This is a genomic window from Chloroherpetonaceae bacterium (genome assembly GCA_025056565.1).
Taxonomy (GTDB): Bacteria; Bacteroidota; Chlorobiia; order Chlorobiales; family Thermochlorobacteraceae; genus Thermochlorobacter.
On record JANWWA010000014.1, the window covers coordinates 1 to 24,732 of the forward strand.

General features: G+C 49.9%; 14 protein-coding genes and 2 pseudogenes. 11 read left to right on the top strand and 5 right to left on the bottom strand.

Going from position 1 to position 24,732, the window contains the following annotated elements; all coding sequences use genetic code 11:
• Window positions 1-4,925 (bottom strand): PAS domain S-box protein (locus NZM05_10370; GenBank protein MCS7014019.1); only part of this gene is annotated, 4,925 nt, incomplete at its 3' end.
• Window positions 4,926-5,038: 113 nt separating this feature from the next.
• The gene (gene ftsY, locus NZM05_10375; protein ID MCS7014020.1) at window positions 5,039-5,980 is read right to left on the bottom strand and encodes a signal recognition particle-docking protein FtsY; all 942 of its coding nucleotides are present in this window, start codon (window positions 5,978-5,980) and stop codon (window positions 5,039-5,041) included.
• A gap of 132 nt (window positions 5,981-6,112) precedes the next feature.
• Here ftsY and thiL point away from each other — a divergent pair, with 132 nt between their 5' ends.
• Window positions 6,113-7,261, top strand: coding sequence for a thiamine-phosphate kinase (thiL, locus tag NZM05_10380; protein ID MCS7014021.1), 1,149 nt, complete (start codon window positions 6,113-6,115; stop codon window positions 7,259-7,261).
• 6 nt (window positions 7,262-7,267) lie between these two features.
• Here the strand turns inward: thiL and NZM05_10385 are convergent, their stop codons facing one another.
• Window positions 7,268-8,914: a hypothetical protein gene (locus NZM05_10385; GenBank protein MCS7014022.1), complete on the bottom strand. Its 1,647-nt coding sequence runs from the start codon at window positions 8,912-8,914 to the stop codon at window positions 7,268-7,270.
• A gap of 78 nt (window positions 8,915-8,992) precedes the next feature.
• Between NZM05_10385 and hemF the strand changes: the two genes are divergently transcribed.
• The 10 genes and pseudogenes from hemF to NZM05_10435 all read left to right on the top strand — a co-directional run bounded on the left by hemF (window position 8,993) and on the right by NZM05_10435 (window position 23,588).
• Window positions 8,993-9,895, top strand: coding sequence for an oxygen-dependent coproporphyrinogen oxidase (gene hemF / locus NZM05_10390; GenBank protein ID MCS7014023.1), 903 nt, complete (start codon window positions 8,993-8,995; stop codon window positions 9,893-9,895).
• Between the two features lie 211 nt (window positions 9,896-10,106).
• Window positions 10,107-13,238 carry a hypothetical protein gene (locus NZM05_10395; GenBank protein MCS7014024.1) on the top strand — a complete coding sequence of 1,044 codons (3,132 nt, stop codon included), beginning with the start codon at window positions 10,107-10,109 and terminating at the stop codon, window positions 13,236-13,238.
• Window positions 13,239-13,342: 104 nt separating this feature from the next.
• On the top strand, window positions 13,343-14,227 hold the full coding sequence (locus tag NZM05_10400; protein ID MCS7014025.1) for a glycosyltransferase: 885 nt from the start codon (window positions 13,343-13,345) through the stop codon (window positions 14,225-14,227).
• 117 nt (window positions 14,228-14,344) lie between these two features.
• The gene (locus NZM05_10405; protein MCS7014026.1) at window positions 14,345-14,941 is read left to right on the top strand and encodes a YceI family protein; all 597 of its coding nucleotides are present in this window, start codon (window positions 14,345-14,347) and stop codon (window positions 14,939-14,941) included.
• Between the two features lie 156 nt (window positions 14,942-15,097).
• Complete coding sequence (locus NZM05_10410) at window positions 15,098-15,952, top strand: pirin family protein (GenBank protein ID MCS7014027.1); 855 nt, start codon at window positions 15,098-15,100, stop codon at window positions 15,950-15,952.
• Between the two features lie 181 nt (window positions 15,953-16,133).
• Window positions 16,134-16,430, top strand: a pseudogene (locus tag NZM05_10415) (CHASE2 domain-containing protein).
• 546 nt (window positions 16,431-16,976) lie between these two features.
• Window positions 16,977-17,810: pseudogene (locus NZM05_10420) on the top strand (sigma-54 factor interaction domain-containing protein).
• Window positions 17,811-18,421: 611 nt separating this feature from the next.
• Complete coding sequence (locus tag NZM05_10425; GenBank protein MCS7014028.1) at window positions 18,422-20,416, top strand: hypothetical protein; 1,995 nt, start codon at window positions 18,422-18,424, stop codon at window positions 20,414-20,416.
• 145 nt (window positions 20,417-20,561) lie between these two features.
• Window positions 20,562-21,197 carry a hypothetical protein gene (locus NZM05_10430; protein MCS7014029.1) on the top strand — a complete coding sequence of 212 codons (636 nt, stop codon included), beginning with the start codon at window positions 20,562-20,564 and terminating at the stop codon, window positions 21,195-21,197.
• 168 nt (window positions 21,198-21,365) lie between these two features.
• Window positions 21,366-23,588 carry a hypothetical protein gene (locus NZM05_10435; GenBank protein MCS7014030.1) on the top strand — a complete coding sequence of 741 codons (2,223 nt, stop codon included), beginning with the start codon at window positions 21,366-21,368 and terminating at the stop codon, window positions 23,586-23,588.
• 44 nt (window positions 23,589-23,632) lie between these two features.
• Here the strand turns inward: NZM05_10435 and sixA are convergent, their stop codons facing one another.
• Together sixA and NZM05_10445 are read right to left on the bottom strand one after the other, a co-directional pair.
• Window positions 23,633-24,115 (bottom strand): phosphohistidine phosphatase SixA, encoded by a 483-nt coding sequence (gene sixA, locus NZM05_10440; GenBank protein ID MCS7014031.1) that lies wholly within the window; start codon window positions 24,113-24,115, stop codon window positions 23,633-23,635.
• Window positions 24,112-24,717: a Maf family protein gene (locus tag NZM05_10445; protein ID MCS7014032.1), complete on the bottom strand. Its 606-nt coding sequence runs from the start codon at window positions 24,715-24,717 to the stop codon at window positions 24,112-24,114. Before NZM05_10445 ends, sixA begins: the two co-directional genes overlap by 4 nt.
• Window positions 24,718-24,732: the final 15 nt, after the last annotated feature.

Consider the following 24,732-nt stretch of genomic DNA (forward strand, 5'->3'; position numbering starts at 1 on the left):
ATAGATAAACCTAATCCTGTGCCTTTCCCAACCTCTTTTGTCGTAAAGAACGGTTCAAAAATCTTCTTCTGCAGCTCTGCGGAAATTCCAATACCGTTGTCTGATACTTGGATATGCACATAGTCCTTGTCTTTATCCAATGTGCGGAAAAGAGGACTTTGCTTATCCTGCAAAAGTGCAGTTGTGAAGGCGATAAACGCTTCACCGCTATCCAGCCGTGATGGCATTAGTGCATCGGCTGCATTAACGGCAAGATTAACAAAGACTTGCTGCAATTGGTTTTCATCGCCGTAAATGAGGGGCAAGTCTGGAGCAAGGGATTTTCGAATGTTGATGCGTTTGTCGAGCGTATGTTCCATAATGGTGAGGGTGCTTTCAATCACCGCATTGATAGAGAGGGGCTTGGGCGAAAAGTTATTCTGGCGCGCAAAGCCCAAGAGCTGACGCGTGATAGCAATAGCGCGGTTGGTCGCAGATTCTGCACGTGCGACTGGCGTCGCTAAATCTGTGCGCTCACCGATGAGCATTTTTAGCAGCTCGAGATTACCCGAGATGGCAGCTAGTAAATTATTGAAGTCATGTGCAATGCCGCCTGTGAGTGTGCCTAAGGCTTCCATCTTTTGTGCCTGAATTAGCTTAGCCTGTAACGCTTCACGCTCAAGCTCTGCGTAGTGCTTTTGCGTGTTGTCGAGCGCTACCCCTAAGACGCCCACCACTTTTTTCCGTTCATCATAGAGTGGCGATAGGTGATACTCAAAGAAGCACTCTTCAAATGCTGCTTGATTGCTTAGGCTCTCGCCCGACAGGGCTTTTGCAATATCGGCAAGGAACACCGTGTTGCGGGAGAACAGCTGATAGACTGATTTGCCAATGAGTGAGTGCGAGTCATAACCCAATTTTTCTAAGCCCTTCCCAATTGCCAGCGAGAAGACGCCTAAGGCATTGAGTGAAAAGAGCACCACAGGGTTGTTTTCCACAATTTCACGCAGTTGCGCTTGCGACTGGGCAAGTGCGACCTCTGCCTTTCGCTGCTCAGTTACATCTTCCAGCACGCAGAGCAATCCACTGGATTTTTCATCTCTACCCTGTAGTTTTGCTAGCGACAGTGAGACAATGCGTTCTGTTCCGCTGTGATGGCTCTGGTAAATCACTTCGCCTTGCCACGCCCCCGCTTGCTCCAAAGCGGCTTTTGCTTCTTGACGCGCCGTTTTGCTCAGATACTTGTAGCGCATCACTTCCTCGCTCCGTCGCCCAATCATCTCACCTCGCGTTACACCGTGAAAGGCTTCAGCTGCACGGTTGGCAAAGCTAATGTAGCCTTGCGCATCAATTGCCAACACGGCTTCACGCATTTGCTCCAAGACCTGTGCTTGAAACCGCAATTTCTCCTCAGCTTGCTTTCGCTCTGTGATGTTTGCCGCTACAATACAGATACCCATAATTTGATTTTGCACATCGCGCACAGGCGTTATCCTTACCTCGACCCAGTGCTTTTTACCTTGTCGCAGCAGCGGCGCTTCAAAGAATCGTGTCTCACCTGCCAGCACAGCTTCTAACTCTTTGCGGGCATAGCTTTGTTCTTCTGCCGTTTCTAACCACTGCAAGATGGGGTCTCCGATGCGAAGGGGTGTGCTGCTGAGTGATTTTGCAACCTCAAATGCATTCTGATTTTGCGCTCTCACAATCAGCTCACGGTCGCACAGCGTAATGCTGTATGGTATGCTGTTGAAAATAGCTTTTAGTTCTGCTTCGGACTGGCGTAGCGCTTGCTCGAACTCTTTTTTCTCGGTGATGTCCTTGACCGTGCCAATCGCAGCAGGGAGACCTTGATAAAGCGTGGTCGCAACTGTTACAATTGCTGTAATACGCCGACCGCTTTTGTGCAGCAGCCTCACTTCATACTCGCCTGATATGCGCGTTTGCTTTTCGAATTGCTGCGCCAGCTCCAAGATAGTGTGGCGATCTTCGGGTGCAATTACTTCCAGCACATCACAGCCAATTAGTTCTTCGCTGCTTCGCCCAAGCAGCCTTAGCAAAGAATGGTTAGCAAAGACGAACTTCATTTCTTGCACGAGATATACGCCATCTTTGCTATGGCTTACAAGCGTGCGATATTGCTCTTCAGATTGCGCTAATGCGCTTTCAATGTCCTTCCGCTCCGTGATGTCACGCGCTACGCCCACAACTATCCAGCAGTCTTGCTCTGCATCAAATTGTGGTGAGAGGGTGCTTTCCAGCCAGCGCAGTGCCCCGTCCTTGCGATGAAAGCGATACTCCCGTGTGATAGACTCGCCTTCAAAAATCTTTGCATACGCTTCCTCTATGGCGTGCTTTCTGTCATCTGCATAGACATTATTCATCCACAAAAACTTATCCTGCAACATTTCTTCAGGTGTAAAGCCAAAGACCTTTTCGCAAGAAGGCGAGAAGAAATCATACTCAAAGTCACGGTTTGGATACACCCGAAATCGGAACACGCCATCGTTGATACTCCTTAGAATCATAGAGAGCTTGGCATTGGACTCTTCCAGTGCCTTTGCTGTCTGCGTTACTTCGGTGATGTCTTCAACCTGAGATACCAGATAGGCAGGGCTACCGTCGGCATGGCGCGCTAAACCCGTGCGCACACGCACATAAACAGGCTGACCGTTTTTGTGCAGGTATCGCTTTTGCAAGGTGTAGTGCGGCACTTCACCACGCAGCAGTTTTTCATCGCTCTCGACAGAAATGGAGAGGTCGTCTGGATGCGTAATATCTTGAAAAGTCAGCTCAAGCAGCTCATCTTCGGTATAACCAACCATCTGACAGAATGCTGGATTGACTTCAATAAACCGACCGCTTAACATACAGCTAAACACACCAATTGGTGCTGCATCAATCATTGCGCGCAAGCGTTCCTCACTGACCTTGAGCTGCTCTTGCATTCTCGCCCGCTGAATTGCAAGGCTGATGACATTGACAGTAGCCTCAACAAACTCCAGTTCCATTGAGTCAGGGCGACGTGGCTCTGTGGAATAGAGCGCCAGCGTGCCAATCACTTCTCGTGTGGCGTTATTCAAAATCGGTGTCGACCAGCAGGCGCGTAGACCGTAGGGACGCACAAGGTCGCGATAATCTTCCCAGAAAGGGTCAGTCTCCACATCTTCGGTAATCACTCGCGTTTTGAGGTAGGCTGCCGTGCCGCAAGAGCCTCTGTTCATTCCAATCGCGATACCATCAACTTGCTTGTTGTACTCATCAGGCAAGCTGGGCGCTGCACACATCCGCAGTCGATTGTTTTCTATCAGCAGGACGGAGCAGAGCACATCACCCAAATAGGCCTCCACCGCAAGGCATAGTTCGGTCATCGCATCTTGCAGCGACGCACCGCTTGCCAAGAGCTCTAACACGCGTGCCTGCACACGGCGAATTTCGCTTTGCTGCCGCCGCTCCGTAATATCGCGCACGGCAAGGATGATGGCACGAATTGCGGGATTTTGCAGCTCATTGCGCGCTCGCACCGCCACCACACGCCGCAATCCGTTTTTTGGAAACAAGCGCACTTCAAGCGACTGCTGCGACAAATCCAGTTTGTTTTCTACCACTTCTTCCAAACGGTCGCGCGCAATCGGGCGGTCGTCAGGGTGAATAAAGTCCAATACATTTTTGCCCTGCAGCTCACTGACTTTGCAGCCAAAAGTAGTTTCTACTGATAGGCTGGCATAGTGAATTATGCCTGCTTGGTCAATTAGCACAACAGTATCAGATAGCTGTTCAACAATTGCACGAAAATCTATCGCTCTATCGGCTGACAGCGCCACTTGCTCTGCTTGACCTACGGTTTCCACAGATGGGGCAGGCTTAACACTTTCTTTTGCAGGCAACGCCTCCGAAGAAGCCCAGTCTTCAGCTGTTTTTTCTTCAATCGAAGTCGGTGTGCTGGCTTCGTCAGCGGTCGGTGATTCAGGAACGCCCGCACTTGATTCATCAATGAAGGGCGGGTCTAACGCGGTCGCACTTGACACTTCTGGCGAGGGTGACTTGGATGTGAGCATTTCGGACGAAAGTGACAAGCCTTCTGCGGCTGTGGGCGACTCACCAGAAAACGGCGATTCTGTGACGGGCGCAGTAGGCATTTCCAAAAAGGGTGAATCGGCTGCGTGGGCAGTGGGCACTTCTAAGAATGGCGGATTTGTCTCTGCGTCTTGGGTGCGTGCTGATACCTCTAAAGTTTCCGAGTTTGGCGACTCTGCCACCGCTGCGTCTGCTGCGTGCCCTGATGTGGAAATTGTCGGTGCTGGCGTGCTACTGTGTGCCGTTAGGTCAGTGTGAGGTATGGTCTCAAGCGGAGGTGCAGCGTCAGAAAGTGGCAACTTTTCAGCCAGAGAGGCTTGCAGCGATGCAATAGATGCCAGCAGTGAGGATTCTGGTGGCGTAGATGTTTCAGGTTCAGGCACTCTGTTTGGCAGAACAGTGCTAGCTTCACTAGCGACCTGACTTGGCGTGTTAGCCTGCTGCGCTGCCGCTGGACGGGCAGAGTCAGCTGACTCTTCGGGCTTTTCTGCATTTTTGGGCTTGAAGGCTGCTGTTCGCTGCAGTGCTTCCTCAATTGCACTTGCTAAGTGCTGTCGGTGCTCTTTGAATACATAATCCGATGCGCCTTTCTCGAGCATTTTTAGTGCTATGGCGGTCTCTCGCACCGAAGAGAACACGATGAACGGCACAAGTGGGAACTTCTGGCGCAGCAGCTTAATTGCTTGCTCTGCCGTGCCATCCTCCAATTGATACTCCGAAATCACCACATCGGCTTGGAGCTCATCTAATTCCTCGCTTAGTTCTTGCAGAGACGAGAGCCGTTCCAGAGTCGCATCGGGGAACGCAGTTTTCAGGGTTAGCAGGGTTAGGGCTGCATCGGAGAGATTGGGCTCGAGGTGGAGTATGCGCATAGCTCCTTTTTCAAAGACGTCAGATTACAAAAGTGCTTTTGTGCCTGCGCTCTACAGCTTGCGTCACGCAGTTGGCTAAGTAGATTTGTGTCGTTTCTGCTTGCATAGTGCATTTATTCAAACAGCGCTTCGGCAAACTTCTCTCGGTCAAAAATTTGCAGGTCATCAATTTGCTCACCGACACCGATGTATTTGACGGGGATATTCAGTTCATTTGAAATAGCAATCACGACACCGCCTTTCGCCGTGCCATCGAGCTTGGTGAGCACCAGTCCAGTAACCTCTACGACTTTGGTAAATTCTTTGGCTTGGTTCAGGGCATTTTGTCCTGTTGAGCCGTCGAGCACCAGCAGGACTTCATCAGGTGCCGACGGCAATTTCTTCTTGATTACGCGTTTGATTTTTGCCAGCTCTTCCATTAGGTGCGTTTTGTTGTGCAGGCGTCCTGCCGTATCAATCAGCACAATGTCAGTTTTCTTAGCCAGTGCAGAGCTTATTGCATCGAAGACCACCGCACTGGGGTCACCGCCTTGACCGTGCGCCACAATCGGCACGCCTGCGCGTTCTGCCCAAATCTCGAGCTGTTCAGTCGCTGCCGCACGAAACGTATCCGCTGCAGCTATTAGCACCGACTTGCCCGCTTGCTTGTAGTGATGTGCCAGCTTGCCAATCGTTGTCGTTTTGCCCACACCATTGACGCCCACAATCATAATCACGTAGGGTTTGTGAGGAATTGGGGCATCAAAGTCTACCAGCGTGGTTTGGCGTGCATCAATCAGCATTTTTTGAATTTCACTGCGCACCATCTTTTGCAGCTCTTCTTCGCTCATATAGCGCTCTTTTTTAGCGCGCGCTGCGACCGCTTCTACAATCTTGAGCGTGGTTTGCACGCCTACATCAGCAGCAATAAGAATTTGCTCAAGCTCTTCGAGAAATTCATCATCAATCTTAGTTTTGCCCTTTACAAGGCGCGCAATTTTCCCTGAAAGATTTTCGCGCGTCTTTTTTAGTCCCTCCTTCAGACGAGAGAGCTTAAAGGCATCAAAGAAACCCATTGTCCGTGCCAGTTTTGTTCGCTGAACTTTATCCTCCGACCGCACTGCCAAGGCGCAGCGTTTCACCAAATTTACAAGCCTTACATCAATCAGATTTTATGTATTTTGCCAGAATATAAAACTCCGTGCGAAATGTCGTTTACACGCATTTCAGAAATTGGTGAGTTCGGGCTAATCCGCCGCTTGCACCACATTTTGCAGCCAACTGAAGCCAAATTGCCATCATTGCGCAAAGGCATTGGCGACGACTGTGCAGTGGTCGCTTTGCCAGATGGCAAGTGCCAAGTGATTTCTACTGACCTGCTTGTAGAGCATATTCACTTCGACTTGCTTACCACGCCTCTTGAGCACTTGGGCGCAAAAGCGATTAGCGTTAATGTCTCAGATATCTGTGCAATGAATGCTCTGCCGCTTTATGCAACTGTTTCGGTTGCCCTCTCTGGGAAAATCTCAGTTGAAATGATGGAATCGCTCTACAAGGGAATGAAAGAAGCGGCGGAGCAATACGGCATTGCCATCGTAGGTGGCGATACTTCTGCTTCGACTGCGGGTTTTGTTATCTCCGTTACAATTGTTGGTGAAGCCGATGCGGCACAGCTCACATATCGCAGCGGTGCTCGCGTTGGGGACTTTATCTGTGTAACTGGTGATTTAGGTCGCTCATATGCTGGTCTCAAAGTCCTAATGCGTGAGCGCCAAATGATGCTTGAATACTTTGCCGAAAACCCTGAGGCAGATCAAGCATCTTACAAGCCTGATATGGAAGAGTATCAAACCGCTATCAAGAAGCATCTTTTGCCTGCTGCGCGGCTCGATATTGTTCGCTTTTTTCACCAGCACTGCATTGTGCCTACATCAATGATTGACATCTCAGATGGTTTAGGCTCTGAAATCAAACATATCTGCGAACAGTCGGGCACAGGCGCACTGCTTGAAGAAAGCAAGTTGCCTATTCTCTCCGAAGTGCGTGAAATCGCTAGTGAGTTCGAGGACGATGCTCTTGTTTATGCACTATTTGGTGGCGAGGACTATGAGCTTTGCTTTACTATTCAGCCCAGCGACTTTCCAAAGATTGAGCAAGCAAAAGACATTTATGTCATCGGTCAAATTCAGCCCAAAGAATTCGGCATTAAGCTGCGCGATATATACGGGCGTGACGAAGACCTCTCACAACACTCAGGCTTCGATCACTTTGCTGCGCCCAAACCACAAGAGCCGCATCACAACCATTCGCACGACGAGGAACATGACCATGACGCAGAGGCCGATTCTCCCGCTTAGGGCAAGCTACGGTAAAGATTCCTGCAAGGCTTTGAGCAATACGCCTTCGCTTTCAGTCAGGTTGATTTTTTTCTCTCGGCATACCTGCGCTACCTCAGAGAGTGCGACCACTGCATTCATTGCATCAGGCACCTGACGCAATGCTTGCAAAGCTTGTTTTACAGCACCCACCTTTACCCACTCAACCGCAATCTGGCGGCACATTTCTAGTTGCTTTGTATGTGCCTTGATTTCAGGCAGCGCTGTGATGCTTGCTTGAAATGCTGAGTCTGCCTTGTCTGACTTGGCTTTGTGCAGTTCGACAGCCACAGTAGCCATGGCCTTCACTTTCACCTCTGGATTAGCCAGATTTGCCCTTAGACTTAGTGCTTCCAGGAGCAACGGTAGCGCCTGTGCTGGCTCACCAGCTTGCGTGAAAGCAAATCCTACCTCAAATGTAGCGATTGCACGATGCTGCGGGACTTTTACGCGCTGCATTGCTAAGTTTGCCTTGCTAAACATTTTTGCTTCGGCAAAATCCGCCGCCAATTCTGCTGCGACAGCCGACTTGTCAAAGTCCACTGGAATCGCATTAATTGCTGCAATCGCTTCATCGGCTTTGGTTTGCGCCTCGCTTGGGAAACCTGCTTGCGCCAGCACTACCGCAACTTTGCCAATCGCCTCTGCCCGATTGGACGTGTTGCGAATTGAGCGCGCCAGTTGATACATCTGTTCAGCCACTTGCTTCGCTTCAGCACCTTGCCCTTGGCGCCCAAGCTGCACCGCAATTTGGCTAAGCACCTTCAAACGCTCTGGCACATCGGGGATAGCGGCTGCAAGAGACTGTGCCACAGTGAATTCCTTTACTTGCAAAAGCAGTTCTACCAATGCTTCACGAACCGCCATTGCACTGGCTTTGTCATTCAGCTTGCTTACACTGGCTACAGCACTCTGCAGCACCTTTTTCCCATCGGCTTGGCGCTGCGCTTGGAAAAATTCCACTGCCAGTCTCCCAAGCTCTGTTGCTGCATCGGGGTCGTCTGGGAAGTTTTTTGGTAGCGCCAGTGCCTCTTTTAATTGATTTGCTCCTTTCCTTTCGTCGCCAAGTTTGAAGTAAAGGAGTGCCAGCTGTCCTGACAAACTAATTTGGCGCACATCGGCATCGAGGGCAGGTATAGCACTGCTCAGTGTTTCCAAGAGATTCTGTGCTTTTTCCTTCTTACCTGCTTTGAGATACGCATTAGCCAGCATGAGTTGAAGTGATGCGCTATCAAACGCATCGGAGAGGTTTTGCATCAGCACTTGAACGGTGTCTGCCATACTCATCTCAATTCCTGCCGATAGCACACGCATCAGCATGGCTGATTTTTCTGCGGCATTCGTCAGCCGATTGGTTTCTTGCAAGGCTTCTACCCAGATGGCTGCAGCTTGGATGGGTTTTTGCATCGCAAAGTGCGCTCGAGCGATGGCACTGAGCGCATTAGCCCGCCGCTCTGCTCCAACGACTTTTTCCATCAGCGCGCTGTAGCTGAACGCCAAGAGACTATCTGGCGAAATTGTCTTCGCTGCATCCGATGGGCTTTGTGGAGTTGAGGTGCTTTGTGCGGGTAGATGTGGCGATGAGATATGAAAGAGCGTAGCAATGCAGCAGCAGACAAATAGCGTTTGCTTCATTTTGCTGGAAACTGTGTTGAAAAGTTGCGTAACTTTGCAATCAACAAGCGTGCAAATTTCGTTCCTTTGCGCTTTTCTATGAAAGCCCAAGTTCAAGCCTATTTTGAGTCCTTGCAAAACCACATTTCGTCTTCCATTGAAGCGATTGACGGAAAAGGCAAGTTTATTGAGGAGTGCTGGCAGCATCACTCAGGCGGTGGCGGGCGCACCCGTGTGATGCAGGATGGTGCTATTTTTGAAAAAGGTGGCGTGAATTTTTCTGCCGTCAGTGGCATTTTGCCTGAAAAGATGGCAGCGAAGATGAACACCACCGTTTCGCCTTATTTTGCAACAGGCGTCTCCGTCGTGCTGCACCCCTACTCGCCAATGATTCCAACGGTGCATTGCAACTATCGTTACTTCGAGCAATACGACGACAACGGTGAGCTTAAAACGGCTTGGTTTGGTGGCGGCGCTGACCTTACGCCTTACTATCCCTTTCTTGAAGATATCCAGCACTTTCATCGTGTGCATAAAGCAGCCTGCGACAAACACCACCCTGACTTTTACCCGCGCTTTAAGGCATGGTGCGACGAATACTTCTTTCTGCCGCATCGTGGTGAAACCCGTGGCGTGGGCGGCATTTTCTTTGACTACCTGAAAGACAACCTTGCGGAGACCTTTGAGTTTGTGAAGTCTTGCGGTCAAGCTTTTACCGAAGCTTACTTGCCGATTGTCGAGCGCCGACGCAATGAACCGTTTGGCGAGAAAGAAAAACACTTTCAGCGCTTGCGGCGCGGACGCTATGTGGAGTTTAATTTGGTCTATGACCGAGGCACCCTTTTTGGTTTGGAGACGCGTGGGCGCACCGAGTCTATTCTGATGTCGCTGCCCAAAGAAGCTGGCTGGGAGTATAACTACTCACCGCCACCGAACTCTCGTGAAGCTGAACTCTATAAATGCCTCGTGCCACGTGATTGGCTTTCGCTGGATCGGCTCTAAGGCACGACGCTACATAGAGAGCAGATGGCGTTTGCTCAGTTCGCTGCACCTGCTTCCACTTCATTGTGTTTTCCTGACTACTACTCACGATATAGCCGTGTCTTGCCGCTACAAAGTTTCTTACAAGTTGCTATCTTCCTTCATTTGTCAGCAGCCTTTGCCAAGGCGCTCAGGCAACACTTTTTAACACAACAAAGGAGGAACACCGATTATGCGCAAGCCAACCTTACTTTGGATTTTTGTATGCCTGCTCTTTGTCTGGGAGAGCATTGCGCAAACGCAGGCACAATTCAGCGAAAAGCTCTATGATGCATTGAAGTGGCGCTCAATCGGGCCGTATCGTGGCGGCCGCTCCTGCGCCGTAACGGGCGTGGTTGGGCAGCCAAATGTGTTTTACTTCGGTGGCACAGGTGGTGGCGTTTGGAAGTCCACCGACGCTGGCGCCAGCTGGGTTAATGTCTCAGATGGCTTTTTTGGTGGCTCAATCGGTGCAGTTGCCGTGAGCGAATCCGACCCGAATGTTATCTATGTTGGTGGTGGCGAGAAAACCTTGCGCGGCAATCTCTCACACGGCTACGGCGTCTGGAAATCAACGGACGCGGGTAAAACATGGAAATCAATGGGGCTTTTGGATACGCGCCACATCTCGCGCATTCGCATTCACCCCAAGAATCCTGACCTTGTCTATGTTGCTGCAATTGGGCACGCTTTCGGTCCAAATCCTGAGCGCGGCGTATTTCGCAGCAAAGATGGCGGTAAGACATGGGAGAAGATTCTCTTTGTCAGCAACGATGTGGGCGCGGTGGACTTAATTCTTGACCCATCTAACCCACGCATCTTATATGCCTCCACGTGGCGAGTGCGTCGCACTCCCTACAGCTTTGAGAGCGGTGGCGAAGGCTCTGGACTGTGGAAATCCACAGATGGCGGCGACACATGGGAAAACATCTCGCGCAATGAGGGTTTACCAAAAGGCACATTAGGCATTATTGGCATTGCGGTCTCACCTGCTAACCCAGAGCGCGTGTGGGCTATCATAGAAGCCGAAGAAGGGGGCGTGTTTCGCTCCGATGACGGCGGCAAAAAGTGGCAGCGCCTTAATTCTGACCGCAGCCTACGTCAACGTGCATGGTATTACACACGCATCTACGCTGACCCCAAAAATCCTGATGTCGTCTATGTGCTCAATGTTGAGTTTCATCGTTCCAAAGATGGTGGCAAAACTTTCAGCACCATTCCTACGCCTCACGGCGACCACCACGACCTTTGGATTGACCCCAATGACCCAAATAGAATGATCATCGGTGATGATGGCGGTGCACAAGTGAGCATTGATGGTGGCGAGACTTGGACTACTTACCACAACCAACCGACCGCACAATTTTACCGTGTGACTACCGACAACACTTTCCCTTACCGCATCTATGTCGCACAGCAAGACAACTCTACTTTACGCATCTATCACCGCACCAGCGGCAACGCGATAACAGAGCGCGACTGGGAAGAAACCGCTGGCGGTGAGTCAGGACATATTGCCGTCGACCCGAAAGATAATGACATCGTCTACGGCGGCAGTTACGGCGGACTTTTGGAACGGCGCAATCATCGCACAGGCGAAAGCCGCTTTATCAATGTCTATCCTGATAACCCGATGGGACACGGCGCCGAAGGAATGAAATATCGTTTCCAATGGAACTTCCCAATTTTCTTTTCTCCGCACGACCCTAATACCCTTTATGCCGCTGCAAACGTGCTTTTCAAAACCACCAACGAAGGACAGTCGTGGGAAGCAATTAGCCCTGACCTTACACGCAACGACAAGACCAAGCTTGGTCCTTCTGGCGGTCCAATTACCAAAGACAACACGGGTGTAGAGTATTACTGCACGATTTTTGCTGCGGCAGAATCCCCTATTGAGAAAGGCGTTATCTGGTGTGGCTCCGACGACGGACTCATCCACATTACTCGCGATGGGGGCAAGACTTGGACCAATGTTACCCCAAAAGATTTGCCCGAATGGTCAATGATTAACTGCATTGACATTAGCCCACACGAGAAAGGCTGTGCTTACATTGCTGCCACACGCTACAAACTTGATGACTTTACGCCCTACCTCTACAAAACCACTGACTACGGCAAAACTTGGAAACGCATCACAGTGGGGATTGCCAAAGACCACTTTACACGCGTCATTCGCTGCGACCCTGTGCGTAAAGGCTTGCTCTTTGCAGGCACAGAAAGTGGCGTCTACATTTCCTTCAATGATGGCGAATCGTGGCAGCCGTTTCAGCTTAACTTGCCTATTGTCCCGATTACAGATATGACCATCAAGGATTCAGATTTGATTGCCGCAACACAAGGGCGCTCGCTTTGGCTTATTGACGACATTTCGCCGCTACGTCAGCTCACAGCAGAGATTGCCAAAAAAGATGTGCATCTTTACACGCCGCGTCCCAGCGTTCGTATGGACGGCACACGTCCTGAAAAACAGCCGAAAGGCGTTGGTGAAAACTTGCAAGCAGGCGTGCTCTTTACCTTCTACCTCAAAGATGCCCCAGACTCTACAAAGCCCGTAAAGCTCGAGATTTTTGATGCCAGCGGTAAACTTGTCCGCACTTTTTCGTCCGACGCCAAAGAGCGCAGTGATAAGCTCGAAGTCAAGCAGGGCTGCAATCGCTTCACTTGGAATATGCGCTATGCTGACGCCGCCCGCTTTGAAGGTCTGATTTTATGGGCAGGGGGCACACAAGGGCCGAAAGCCGTGCCCGGCAAGTATGAAGCCCGCCTTTCCTTTGCGGGCAAAACCGAAAAAGTCTCCTTTGAAATCATCAAAGACCCGCGCGTGCAAGCCACCCAGAAGGACTTGGAAGAACAGTTTGAATTCCTTATCGCTATCCGCGACAAGCTTACCGAAACACACGAAACTATTAAGCAACTGCGCGACGTGCGCGAGCAACTTGCAAACCTGACCCGACGTCTCCCAAAGGACGAAGCAAAAGAGCTTCATACAGCAGCAAAGGAGATAAGCGACAGACTCACCAAAATTGAGGAAACACTTTATCAAACCAAGAATCGCAGCTCGCAAGACCCGCTGAATTTCCCAATTCGACTGAACAATAAACTTAGTGCCCTTGCATCGCTGGCTGGACGTGGCGATAACAAACCTACTGACCAGATGATTGTGGTGCGCAACGAACTCGTCAAGCAAATTGATGAACAGCTCGCTGCCTTTAGAGCAATTATGGAAAAAGACCTACCCGCATTTAATGAACTGGTAAGGCAGAAGTCTATTCCCAGCATTATCATTCGGCAAAAGACAGCCAGCGCTGTAGGTAGCAACTAAGCCCAGCTCCATCGCTAACAAGCCACTGGCCCGAAGTGCTATGGCACATCGTATCTGATTGATGTGCTGTGCCTAAATTTGTCTGAGACTTACTACAGCTAGCGATGCCAAAAGCCAGCGTGATTCTTGCCGTGCATAATGGCGAGCGTTTTCTTGCTGAGGCTATTCGCTCAGTTGAGGCGCAAACGATGCATGACCTTGAACTGGTTGTGGTGGATGACGCTTCTACCGACCGCACTGCTGCAGTGCTAAATACTATCTTGCCGCAAGTGCGCATTCCTGTGCAGCACCTTCGCAATGAAAAAAACTTGGAGCGCTGTTACGCCCGTAATCGTGGCGCTGAGGTTGCACGGGGCGAGTATCTTTTCTTCTTGGATTATGACGATGTATGGCAGCCGCACTACATAGAAACCAGTCTTGCAATGTTTGAACAAACGGGTGCAGATGCAGTGTGTGCTATTCTACGCTCCAAAATCAATGAGAGAGGGGAGCTGGTGTATGTGTCACGAAAAAAGCTGCCCAGCGATGTTGGGATTCTTATCGCTTCCGCCTTAGTGGGCGGCACACCCGGTCTTGCATTCCGAAAAGCCAGTTTTCCGAAGTATGACGATGCGTTTCGCTTTCGAGAGGATTGGGAAATTGTGCTGCGTGCATTTCTTAGCGGTCTGAAAATTGCTGTAACGGATTCTGACCAAGTTTGGGTGCGGGAGCATTCTGCACGCACCAGTCGCGCTGCGCCTGCTTACTACCGCGCCTCTAAGCGCATTTTTGACACCTATTATGCCAAAGTGCCCTTGCCACTGCGTCCCTACTTTGAATTTGAGATAGGTAATGCCGCCTTGCGGCACGGCGACTTGGGCTTTGGCTGGTCACTGGCTCTTTGCGCAATGCGCAAAGACGCTTCTCTTCGCACAAATCCTCGCAACTGGCTGCTTTTGCTTCGGCGCGGGTTTCGACTCGACCGCTGGCTTTCGCCTGCCTTGCGCTAACATTGAAACCAAGTCTGCACATTTGATGTTCAAACAATTGATGTTGCAACATTTAACTCTTAACACCGTATCAATTGGGCACTAAACTTCTCTTAAACCAAACTTGAAAATCTGATTATGAAAACACTCGTCTCACTTTTTACTGCACTTCTACTGAGCCTTACTTTAAGCCAGCGCGTTAGTGCGCAAGTTACTTGGCAGCTCGACAAAAGCCACTCTAACATCAACTTTAGCGTTGCGCATCTGGTCGTCTCCGAAACTTCAGGTCGCTTTAAGAGCTTTGATGCCAAAGTCATCTCAAAGAGCGACGACTTTGTTGACAGCGAGATTGAACTGGTGATTGATGCTGCCAGCATCAACACGGAAGATGAAAAGCGCGATGGACATCTTCGGTCAGCCGACTTTTTTGACGTGGCGAAGTACCCACATATTACTTTCAAAAGTAAGTCCTTTAAAAAAGTGGACGGCAAAAACTACAAGTTGGTTGGCGACCTAACGATGCACGGGGTAACAAAGGAAGTTACGCTCGATGTCATCTACAATGGCACAGCTAAGTCACCTTTTGGCAACATCCATGCTGGGTTCAAGGTAATTGGCAAAATCAACCGAACTGATTTCGGCTTAAAGTGGAATAAAGCATTAGACAACGGTGGCGTGTTAGTTGGTGAAGAAGTCAGTTTCATTTGCAACATTGAACTTACTCGGAAATCATAACGCTTTTGCTCGCCATTGATTCTGATGCGGTCTGGTGTCTTCTCTCCTACTGCATAGGAAAGGTCAGGCGTGGAGAAGCAAAGGAATATCTTCGGTTAAGCAAAATCCATAGGAGGAGCAAGAATGTCTATCGTCTCAAACAAAGCGTTCGCCAGTGTGGCGCGCATTCTTCCGATTGCAACCGTGATGGAAGGTGAAGGATTTCTGGTGCACCGTCCCTTTCCAACCCGTGCGCTCTCTCATATCGATCCATTTCTGCTACTGGATGAGTTCGGTCCTGCCAATTTTGCTCCCGGCGAAGCCAAAGGCACAGGCGTCCATCCACATAAAGGCTTTGAGATTCTGAGCTACATCTTGAAAGGCGGTTTTGAGCATCAGGACTCTCTCGGTAACCGCGTAGTGCTCCAAGAAGGTGATGTGCAATGGATGACTGCTGGACGCGGCATTCTTCATAAAGAACAACCGATCGAGGCGGTCAAGAAAAACGGCGGCACAATGCACGGCTTTCAAGTGTGGGTTAACTTGCCTGCCAGCAAGAAGCATATTGCGCCCGGCTATCAAGAAATTCGTGCTCAGGCTATTCCCACCTTTACTGATTTAGCTCATCACTTCAAGGTGAAGGTCATTATTGGAGAGGCGTTTGGGGTGCGCTCACCCATTCAGACGCAAACACCGATTGAGTATCACCACTACTTTCTTGCACCGCAAGCTCTGGTGGAAATTCCACTGAACCGCATGCACAATGCGTTTCTCTACCCTGTTGCTGGCACTATCACCATCAACGACCACATACCTATCACACGCGGTCAACTGCCTGTACTAGGCAAAGATGGAGACTGGGTTCGCATTCGAAATTTGAGCGAGACCGAAAGCGAGTTTATCTTCTTTTCTGGCAAGCCACTTGGCGAGCCTGTGGCACGATATGGACCGTTTGTGATGAATACAGAATTAGAGCTGGCACAAGCTGTCTTGGAGTATCAGCAAGGCATTATGGGCTACTTAGAAGAATGAACCATTTTGCTTACTGCTGTGCGCTTTGTGGTCGTCTGAATTACATATCTCTGTAAAGTAGACGGGGAAAGAGACTTGCTGCTTTTGCTGCAGCATCGTCACGGCGCAACGCCCAAGTGGACTTGCTTTTACTATTCTTTTAGTCCACAGCGTATTGAATGCTGCCTTGCTTAGATTGGATATGCATCAAAGCTTCAGGAGGGCAAGCGCCGCTTGGCAAAAGTTTTGGTTACTCATCTGTGCCTTTAACCTTGCAACGCTACTTTATGCAGGTGAGCCACCTATCACGGTGGTAATTGACGAGGCGGAATGCGCCGCACTGGGCGGCTGGCCGCTTGACCGAAAGTGGTATGCAATTGCCTTGCAGAATCTTGCTCGTGGCGGCGCTACCCGCATCTTCGTTGACATTGCTTTTCCCAACAGCGACTTCGCACACCCTGAGTCGGATGAATTCTTTTTTCAGACGCTGCAGAGTCTTTCGCAGGTTTTTTTGCTTGCCCGTGCACTCAGCGAGGACTCCATTACCATTCTTGGCAAGCGCACTTTCCCTGCTGCCCGCGCTTTTCTGCCTTTCTCAGAAGCCTTTGAGGTCAAAGGTGAAAAACTGCTGCTGAAGAATTTTGCTGCAAGAACCCTTACTACATTTTTTTGCACTGCACCTATTGAACATGCTCTGGCGATTCGCCTGCCTAGTGAAAAACTTGTGCCCCAATACACGCTGCGCGATGCTATTCAGGGCAACTTGCAGTGCCAAAATCGTGATGTCGTGCTTTATCTGGACTGTCCCGGCGTTTCATCTTACATTCTGAGTGAAGCCACTGGACAAGCTTTTTCTACATCGGAACTTTCTCTCTGGGCTGCACAGCAAATTGCACGCGGCGAAGCTTTGTATGTCTGGGAAGGCTGGAAGTGGCTACTGCTTCTTTTGCTTACGCTGCTGCCTTTACTTTACTATGCCCGCAAAGCACTCTCCTACGATTGGGCATTCCTTTCTATTGGGCTGAATGTGGTCATCTATGCAGCAATGAAACTTCTTAAAGTGGATGTGCCCGAAACATGGCTTTTTGCGAATCTCTTGCCCCTGCTTTTGATTGGCGCGGTTGTATTTGTGCAGTATCGGCAAGCCGTGATTCGTTCAGTAGTAAAAAAGGCCGCTGAGAAAGCAAAAGCGCCGACGTTCGCTCCAACCTTTTCCACCACTCGCATAGATGCTGAGACAGAATCGCTGCGCTATAAGTTGCAGTTCTATGAAAGACTTTCTCGTAATACACCGATTGCGCAGCCTGACACTTTTCCTGAAGCACAGGATTTTTACTTTGCCCCTAATTCACCTTTGGCTGCCCTGTTAGTGAAAGCTGACCAAGTTGCACAGCGCGATATACCTGTGCTCATTCTGGGCGAAAGCGGAGTTGGCAAAGAAAAACTGGCGCGCTTTATTCACCAGCGTTCGGCACGCAAACACAAGCCTTTTGTGGCTATCAACTGCGGTTCATTCAACGAAAATTTGATTGAGTCGGAGCTTTTCGGCTACGAAGCAGGGGCTTTTACTGGCGCCACCAAATCGAAGGTTGGGCGCTTTGAGCAAGCTGATGGTGGCACGCTCTTTCTTGACGAAATTGGTGAGACCAGCTTAGCCTTTCAGGTCAAGCTCTTACGCGTTTTGCAAGAGGGTACTTTCGAGCGAGTAGGTGGCACCAAAACTCTGCGCGTGTCGGTGCGCATCATTGCTGCAACGCACCAATCGCTGGAAACGCTTATTAGGGAAAAGCGCTTTCGTGAAGATTTGTTCTATCGCCTCAATGGGGTCAGTCTCACTTTGCCCCCTTTGCGTGAGCGACCAATGGACATTGAAGTGCTCTTTCGCAGTTTCCTCCATGCCCTTAATCCCAACCTACAGATTTCTGACGCCTTGCTTGAGTGGCTTAAAGCGCAGCCGTGGCGTGGCAATGTGCGAGAGCTGAAGGCTGCAACTGAGCGTGCTGTGCTTAATGCTACGTTGCACCAGCGGCAATTTCTTTTGCCAGAAGATTTTGAGCTGCACGATGCACTGCCAGCTGCTCGGCAAGATGGGAAAGACCTTGCTGAAAAAATTTTAGAGGCGCTGCGTCGGCATGAGTTCAAGCATCGCGCAATTTCTGCAGTGGCAAGCGACCTTTCCTTGCATCGTGCGACCGTTACAGAATATCTGCGCGGTTGGATTTTGCACTTCTACAACCAGAGTGAAGATCCAGAAGAGATTCTAAGGCAACTTTGCGGCAGCGCGCCCTTGAGAGATGCATCACACCTGCGAGAGCGCATAAAAACTTATATTGACGGCGTGATTGCAAAAATTCAGGCCGGGCTTGCCGCAAACGAATCCGATGAGGCAATTCGATCGCTGCGTTTCAAGAACTTGCCAAGCTTATTTGAGCCTGATTTAATCAATGTGATTCGGAAGATAAGGGACGCACACATCGCCACTACGCAAAAATGATGCGCTTGCGATACTTGCCACTTTTCTTGCTGCTGCTTAGCTCTGCACTGCCCGCACAAACGGTCGACTGGATTGACCACTTTCAAAACAGCACACCCTCCCGCTTTTCTGCGGCTGTGCAGACTGAAATCTTAAAGAGTCAGTTTGATGTCTCGAGCTATCTGGCATCGAAGGTGCTTGTGCAGTATCAAGTTGGCGTATGGCGTGCGCAAGCAACTTTGAATAACAACTTTGAGCAGTCGTTTCTAATTGAGCCAGAGCCGATTACAATTAGCCTACCTCAGAATGGCATATTGGTGCGCCCTATCAAGCCACCGCAAGATGTCTATCGCCTTAATTTTCCGCTTTCATTCACACTTGGCTTGCAAAACGAACAAGTGGGCTTTAGCTTGTTTTTGGCAGCCCTGATGGAAAAATTAGGCACGCATAGCGTGCGCGTGCGTGAAGAACTGCCCGGCTTTTTTAATCTGGACTTTGAACCTCTTGCGAATGAGCAACAGAGTCTTTTAGCGGGTCTACGTGGCTATGCTTCACTTGGCAATTTTCGCCTGCATTTGGGCGTGATGCCCACGCCTATTTTGCGCTTTCGGAAGATAGAGCTACCATATCAGTATCATAACCACATTTTGCCCTTCGGTGAGCTGGAATTTCTGCATCCTACATTTCGTGCTGGCATTTCAGCGCATCTTCGCAGCATTGGTGCTTTTTATCTCCAAAACCTACCTAATCCTTTGCCTCACATTTCCGAGCCGATTCAGCTCTCGGTGCGGACGCAGCGCAGCATTTCGCGTTTCGGTTTTCAATCTTTGCAGTTGGATTTAGGTGTGCCGCTCACCACTGAGCTTTCCGTTAGCATTGGCTTTGAGCGCGTTTGGTATCACAATCGTGAGTTCAATCGGCAGGATTTCTACAACTGGCTCAATACCGCGGTGTTTAACTGGACGAACTCAGCCAGCAATCTTTTGCAAGAGCAATCGTTCCGAGTTGGCGCCGTTTTTAAGTTTGGTGCAGAGACTTTGCCCGTTATCAAGCTCAGTCACTTGAAGCTCTTGCACCGCAATATCTTTCAATCGAAGCGAGAATACTATGCTAATAATCCTATTGCAATTGCCACGCTACATAATGCTGATAAGCGACCTGTTTGGTGTCAAATTGTTGCGAACTTAGGTAATACAGGTCGTTTTAAGAGTGAGCCGATTCAAATTGATGCAGATGAACTGCGCGATGTGCCGATTTACCTTTATCTTAGTGGCGTGCGACAATTTTCACTCTCTCGTTTGGCGGAGCTAACACTATCGGTAGAAGTCGATAACCGCAAGTTGCCGCTTGCCAGCGTGCCAATCACTGTGCTAAACGAAACTGCGTGGGACGGTGACACTTGGAGCTTGAAATTCTTTGTCGCACCCAACGACCCAGAAGTGCAGCGTTTTGCCAAAAGTAAGTATCTGAAAGCCCTTTGCCACGACAGCACTACACAGCTTGCAAAGTTTGAGACACTCCGCCGATTTATTGCGGAGTTAGGGCGCGAGATGCGCTATGTGCCTGATGCAACTACTTCACTGCTGGTCGACCAAGTGCAATCGCCACAGGAGACAATTGAGAAAAAGTCTGGCGATTGTGAAGATTTGGTCGTTTATTTAGCTTCCTGCTTGATGTCAGTTGGAATCAGCTGTGCCATTCTTGATGTCAGACCGCGTATTCCGCAGCAACTTACTATTCCAACAGCTGAACCGGGTGCGATAGGTCATCTCTTTCTGCTGGTTGATACAGGCATTGACGCTTCACAATGCGGTGCACTGGGCTTAACGGAGTTTGAGGCAGTCTCTCGCCCAAATGCTTGGGGGAAAGCCACACTCTGGCTTCCTATTGAAGCTACGCTTATTGCACAGGGCTTTAATGCTGCGCACCGCAGTGGTGCACAGCTCTACTATCACGAAGTTGTCGAAAAACAAGGCATCGTTAAAGGCAATGTTCACATCTATGACTTCTAACCGTGCGCTGCGCTCATCTACGCAGCTACTAGCGTCTCTATCTTACCACTGCTTTTTAGCACAACTGCATTGTCCAGCTCAATTCTGGCTTGCTTTACTTTGCAGTTTGCTACTCTGCTTCAGCAGCGCCTCTGCTCAAACAAAAGTGTGGCTTAAAGTCGAAAAGGGCGTCGTGCTTTATCTTGACCCTTATCAGCAAAAGTGGCAACCTGCAAGCAGCAAGGAAGAAATTCCACTTAAAACTTTCGTTCTTACCAAAGATGGCGCAAAAGCACGGCTCTTCAAGGAAACAGAGGATTATGTGTTGCCAGAGTCTTCATACTTTTTCGTCGAAGATGTCATTCCTAAGTCGCGCGTTGAGGTTGTAGCCGCACTGACGCAAATTGAAGCGGAACAATTACCCAAATCCACTCGCGAGCCACGTGAGCGCAGGCCAATCGGCTTAACTTACGGCGACCCTATGCCTGACACCACGACCAGCAACATTGATGCAATTCCGTACTTAGCTGAGCGTCGCCGTGCCGTGCAGCATTTCATAGAGATGAAGCGCTACGACGCAGCGCTTCTTTCGCAAAAGCGTCTGCTTACAAAATTCCCTGCTTTGTATCAGTATGCGGACGAAGCTGAGCGACTTTTTATGCTCTACGACAAGCTCGAGCTCTACGGTTTTCTGAACGATGAGACTCGTCGCCTGATGGCTATCAAGCGCAGCGTTGAGTTTGACAAGATGCTCGAGAAGTGGAATCAATTAGCAAAATCTAAGCTGCTTAACCGTCCCTGACACTGGTTCTATGTCCTCAAACTGCAAGAGACCAGCCGCCGTTCTTTATGCTTTTCATAGTGCGCTGCCTGCTTATGCTATTTGGGCGACTCTTAGGTAAAACTTTTTCGTGCAAGACATCTTCTGACATTCATCGTTTTCTCCTACTTGTTACGCAAAGCTGAAAATATGCCGTTGCTTGCACCTCAGCTGCATGCCAGCCGCAACGCTTACATACTTTGGTCTGTTGCCACTATACTTTCTCTTTTGCTAGCAGCGGTCCCGCTCTTTAATACGTTAGGCTATGAATTTTCACTTGCAATCGCTGCAGTCTTGCCGCTCGCTGCAGGGCTGTTCTGGCTTAGTGAAGTGGCCACCCCCCACAAGCTGCAGGCTGTGCTGATTGCGCTGGCACTTCCGCCCCTTGTGATGGCTGGCAATATGCTTTTTGTGCGAAACTGCGCTTATCTGGAAGGACTTGTTTTTTACACATTGGCTGTTGGCGCGGGTACGCTCTTTGCCGTCTCACTCTCAGGTCTAATTGGCTCAATGCGACTTTCCTTTAAGAAATCGCTCTTTGTGCTTAGCTATTTCTTGATTTTGCTCGTGCCACCGCTCTACCGTTTCTACACCACACCGCAAGTGTATTTTTTCAATCATATCTTCGGTTTTTTTGCAGGCTCCATTTATGACGATGCAGTTGAGATTGAGCCTCGATACCTTCTCTTCCGTCTTGAAACCCTTGCGCTATCGGCTGCGATGCTCGCTTGGCAGAGCAAGCGCGCACTTAGCCCTTTGCTGCGTCGGTTTATCTTAGTGCTCTCACTTAGCACAACGGTTTTTCTTTGGCTTCAGAGCGATACGCTGGGCATTACTTCTTCACGCACAGCCGTTATGCAAGCCCTTGCGCCACTTGATTCACACCGCTTCTGGTATGCAAGTCCTACTCTCTCGAGCGCCAAGCGAGCATACTTTTGTGAGCGATTGAAACGCGAACTCTTTGACCTCCAGCAATGGCTCGAGCTTGACACCCTTTTGCCTGTCTATGTCTTCATCTACCCCAACGCAGAGATAAAAAAGCGATATACAGGGCTTGATCGAACAGAAATTGCACGTGTCTGGATGCGAGAGGTGCACATCACCGAGCAAAATTTTGATGCGGTCATTCGGCACGAACTTGTGCATGTTTTGATGCAACCCTTTGGTGAAAAGTGGCTGGGACTTTCTCGCAGCATTGGGCTTTTGGAAGGAATTGCCGTTGCGCTCGAGACCCCTTCATTTGAGTGGACGCTTGACGAGCGAGCTGCGAACCTAATGGAAACGCGTACCGACCTTGACCCTCAATCTTTGTTTAATGCTATTGGCTTCTGGACAGGGTTAGGCGCAACGAACTACACGCTTACGGGTTCCTTCGTTAAGCATTTGCTTAAAACTTACGGGCTGCAAAAGTTCAAGGCAGTCTATGCTTCAGCAAATTTTGAAGAAGTCTATGGCAAATCGCTTGAAGCGTTGCTTTTGGAGTGGCTTCACTACCTGAGCACCGTGCGCGTGCCGCCGCAAATTCAGCCGTATTACAAGCAAGTCTATGAACGCCAGACCATTTTCCAGACGGAATGTCCTCACACGATTCCCAAACTGCTTCGGCAAGCCACTCGTGCCTATCAAGCAGGTCAGTATGATGAATCGGCTCAGTTAGCTGCTGACGCTATCAGGCTTTCCGACACCAGTAACGCCGATGCAGTGTATCGCTACCTCCTTGCTGAATTAGCCCGTGCCCACAGTGGACACATTTCTTTTCAAGAAGTCTTCGAGCAAGGTCTCCGCTTAACGCAGGACTTGGAGAAACCTGAATGGGCGCTCTTTGCTCTGGCGAATGCAATGCTTTGGAGCCAAGCTGCCCCTGTGGACTCTGCCAAACAAATTTTAGAGCGGCTGTATTGGTCGCACCTCTCTTTTGAGTTTGACTTAGCTCTGGCGATTCGTTTGCAATACCTCTACTTGGGATTAGACACACGTCTTCTTTCGCCTTTTCTCTCTCCTGCAGAACGAGATGCACGCTACCGTGCTATACTGGACACTGCCACTGCTCCCCTCACCCGCTCTTTCATTTACTTTTTGCAGGCTCAGCACGCTTTTGAAGCCTGTGAGTTCGAGAGAGCCTTATCACTGTTAGCAGCTGTAACGCCCCTTGAACAACGCGACCTTGATTTGAAAACGGAAATGATGCGCCTACAAGCCTACCTTTGGACAGGGAAATTGACGGAAGCTACGCTAGCTGCGCAGCGCGCAAAAGCCTACGCCAGCCGATATGCCAACTCAAAAGCCAAGTATCAAACAATTGACTATCTGCTGCAACTGCATAGCCAGTATCTGGAGCTTGCAGGGCTTTGCTCTGCGTATGCTCCACAGTAGGGGGTTAACCAGTGTTACAACGCCTGCGTAACGACTGGTGTCAACTACAGGTCCGCTGGAGACAGCAGTGTAACCAGTTGTCCTGTCCAAGTGCTACCCAGTCGCTCAAGATTCAAGACAGCGAGCGCGCACTTGGTAAATTTCAAGCCCGCGCGTGGGCTTGCGCCCATCAGGGTTAGGATAAACTTTGAGAGCGTGGGCTGATGCCCCACGATGCCGACACTGTTCATAAACTTGAACATATCAAGTGCTTCGAGATGTGCCTCGACATCATGCTCGGTAGAGAGTTTTTCCACTTCGCGCAACTCGCAGTGAAGGTGCTTGCTGATGCGCTCGGCGGTCTGGCGTGCCCGCACCAGTGGACTATGCGCCAGCACCTCTAAGTGAACAGACTTAGACTTCAAATATGCGCCTAGTTGGTCGGCTTCTTTTTCACCCGTGTGATTCAATGTGCGTGCTTCATCGGTCAAAATGCCTTTCTCCCCAACATCGTGGGCTGTGGCATGGCGAATCACATAAAGTTTCATACTGCAAGTGTGGTTTTTTGATTGGTAAAAAGAGCCGGAAACGCCTTCAACGCACGATACACTTTTGCAAGTGGCAAGCCTACCACATTGTAGTAGCAACCTTCAATGCGTTCAATGAAGCAAGCACCAAAGTCGTCTTGAATACCGTAGCTTCCTGCCTTGTCAAAAGGCTGCGCAGTCTGAATGTAGTGCTCAATTTCGGCTTGGGTCATCGGCGCAAAGGTCACGGCAGTGCGTTCATAGTCCAAGTGCACTTGCCCTGCACCCAGCAACGCAAAGCCTGTAAAGACTTCGTGTGTTCTACCTTGCAAGCGAGTCAGCATTTGCACTGCCTGAGAAAAATCCTGCGGCTTGTTTAGCACGCTGTTATCAATCACGACGATTGTATCGGCACTCAGCACCACTGCGTTATCTTGCAGATGTGGATATTGCTCGAGGGCATAGCGTGCTTTGCGCTCCGAGAGCCCTTGCACGATTTCCGCCGGCGAAAGTAGCGGTGAGAACGATTCATCTACATTGACTTCTATCGTCTCAAAAGGAATCCCTGTAAGTCGCAAAAGGCTCTGCCGCCGTGGTGATTTGGAAGCCAGTACGAGCTTCAATTTGCTATGGTCAGT

What these genes read in the sequence shown, in the direction of transcription:
- NZM05_10400 (MCS7014025.1), top strand. Translation starts at nt 13,343, where the DNA reads ATGCCAAAAGCCAGCGTGATTCTTGCCGTGCATAATGGCGAGCGTTTT.
- sixA (MCS7014031.1), bottom strand. Translation starts at nt 24,115, where the DNA reads ATGAAACTTTATGTGATTCGCCATGCCACAGCCCACGATGTTGGGGAG.
- hemF (MCS7014023.1), top strand. Translation starts at nt 8,993, where the DNA reads ATGAAAGCCCAAGTTCAAGCCTATTTTGAGTCCTTGCAAAACCACATT.
- ftsY (MCS7014020.1), bottom strand. Translation starts at nt 5,980, where the DNA reads ATGGGTTTCTTTGATGCCTTTAAGCTCTCTCGTCTGAAGGAGGGACTA.
- NZM05_10425 (MCS7014028.1), top strand. Translation starts at nt 18,422, where the DNA reads ATGATGCGCTTGCGATACTTGCCACTTTTCTTGCTGCTGCTTAGCTCT.
- thiL (MCS7014021.1), top strand. Translation starts at nt 6,113, where the DNA reads ATGTCGTTTACACGCATTTCAGAAATTGGTGAGTTCGGGCTAATCCGC.
- NZM05_10435 (MCS7014030.1), top strand. Translation starts at nt 21,366, where the DNA reads ATGCCGTTGCTTGCACCTCAGCTGCATGCCAGCCGCAACGCTTACATA.
- NZM05_10395 (MCS7014024.1), top strand. Translation starts at nt 10,107, where the DNA reads ATGCGCAAGCCAACCTTACTTTGGATTTTTGTATGCCTGCTCTTTGTC.
- NZM05_10405 (MCS7014026.1), top strand. Translation starts at nt 14,345, where the DNA reads ATGAAAACACTCGTCTCACTTTTTACTGCACTTCTACTGAGCCTTACT.
- NZM05_10385 (MCS7014022.1), bottom strand. Translation starts at nt 8,914, where the DNA reads ATGAAGCAAACGCTATTTGTCTGCTGCTGCATTGCTACGCTCTTTCAT.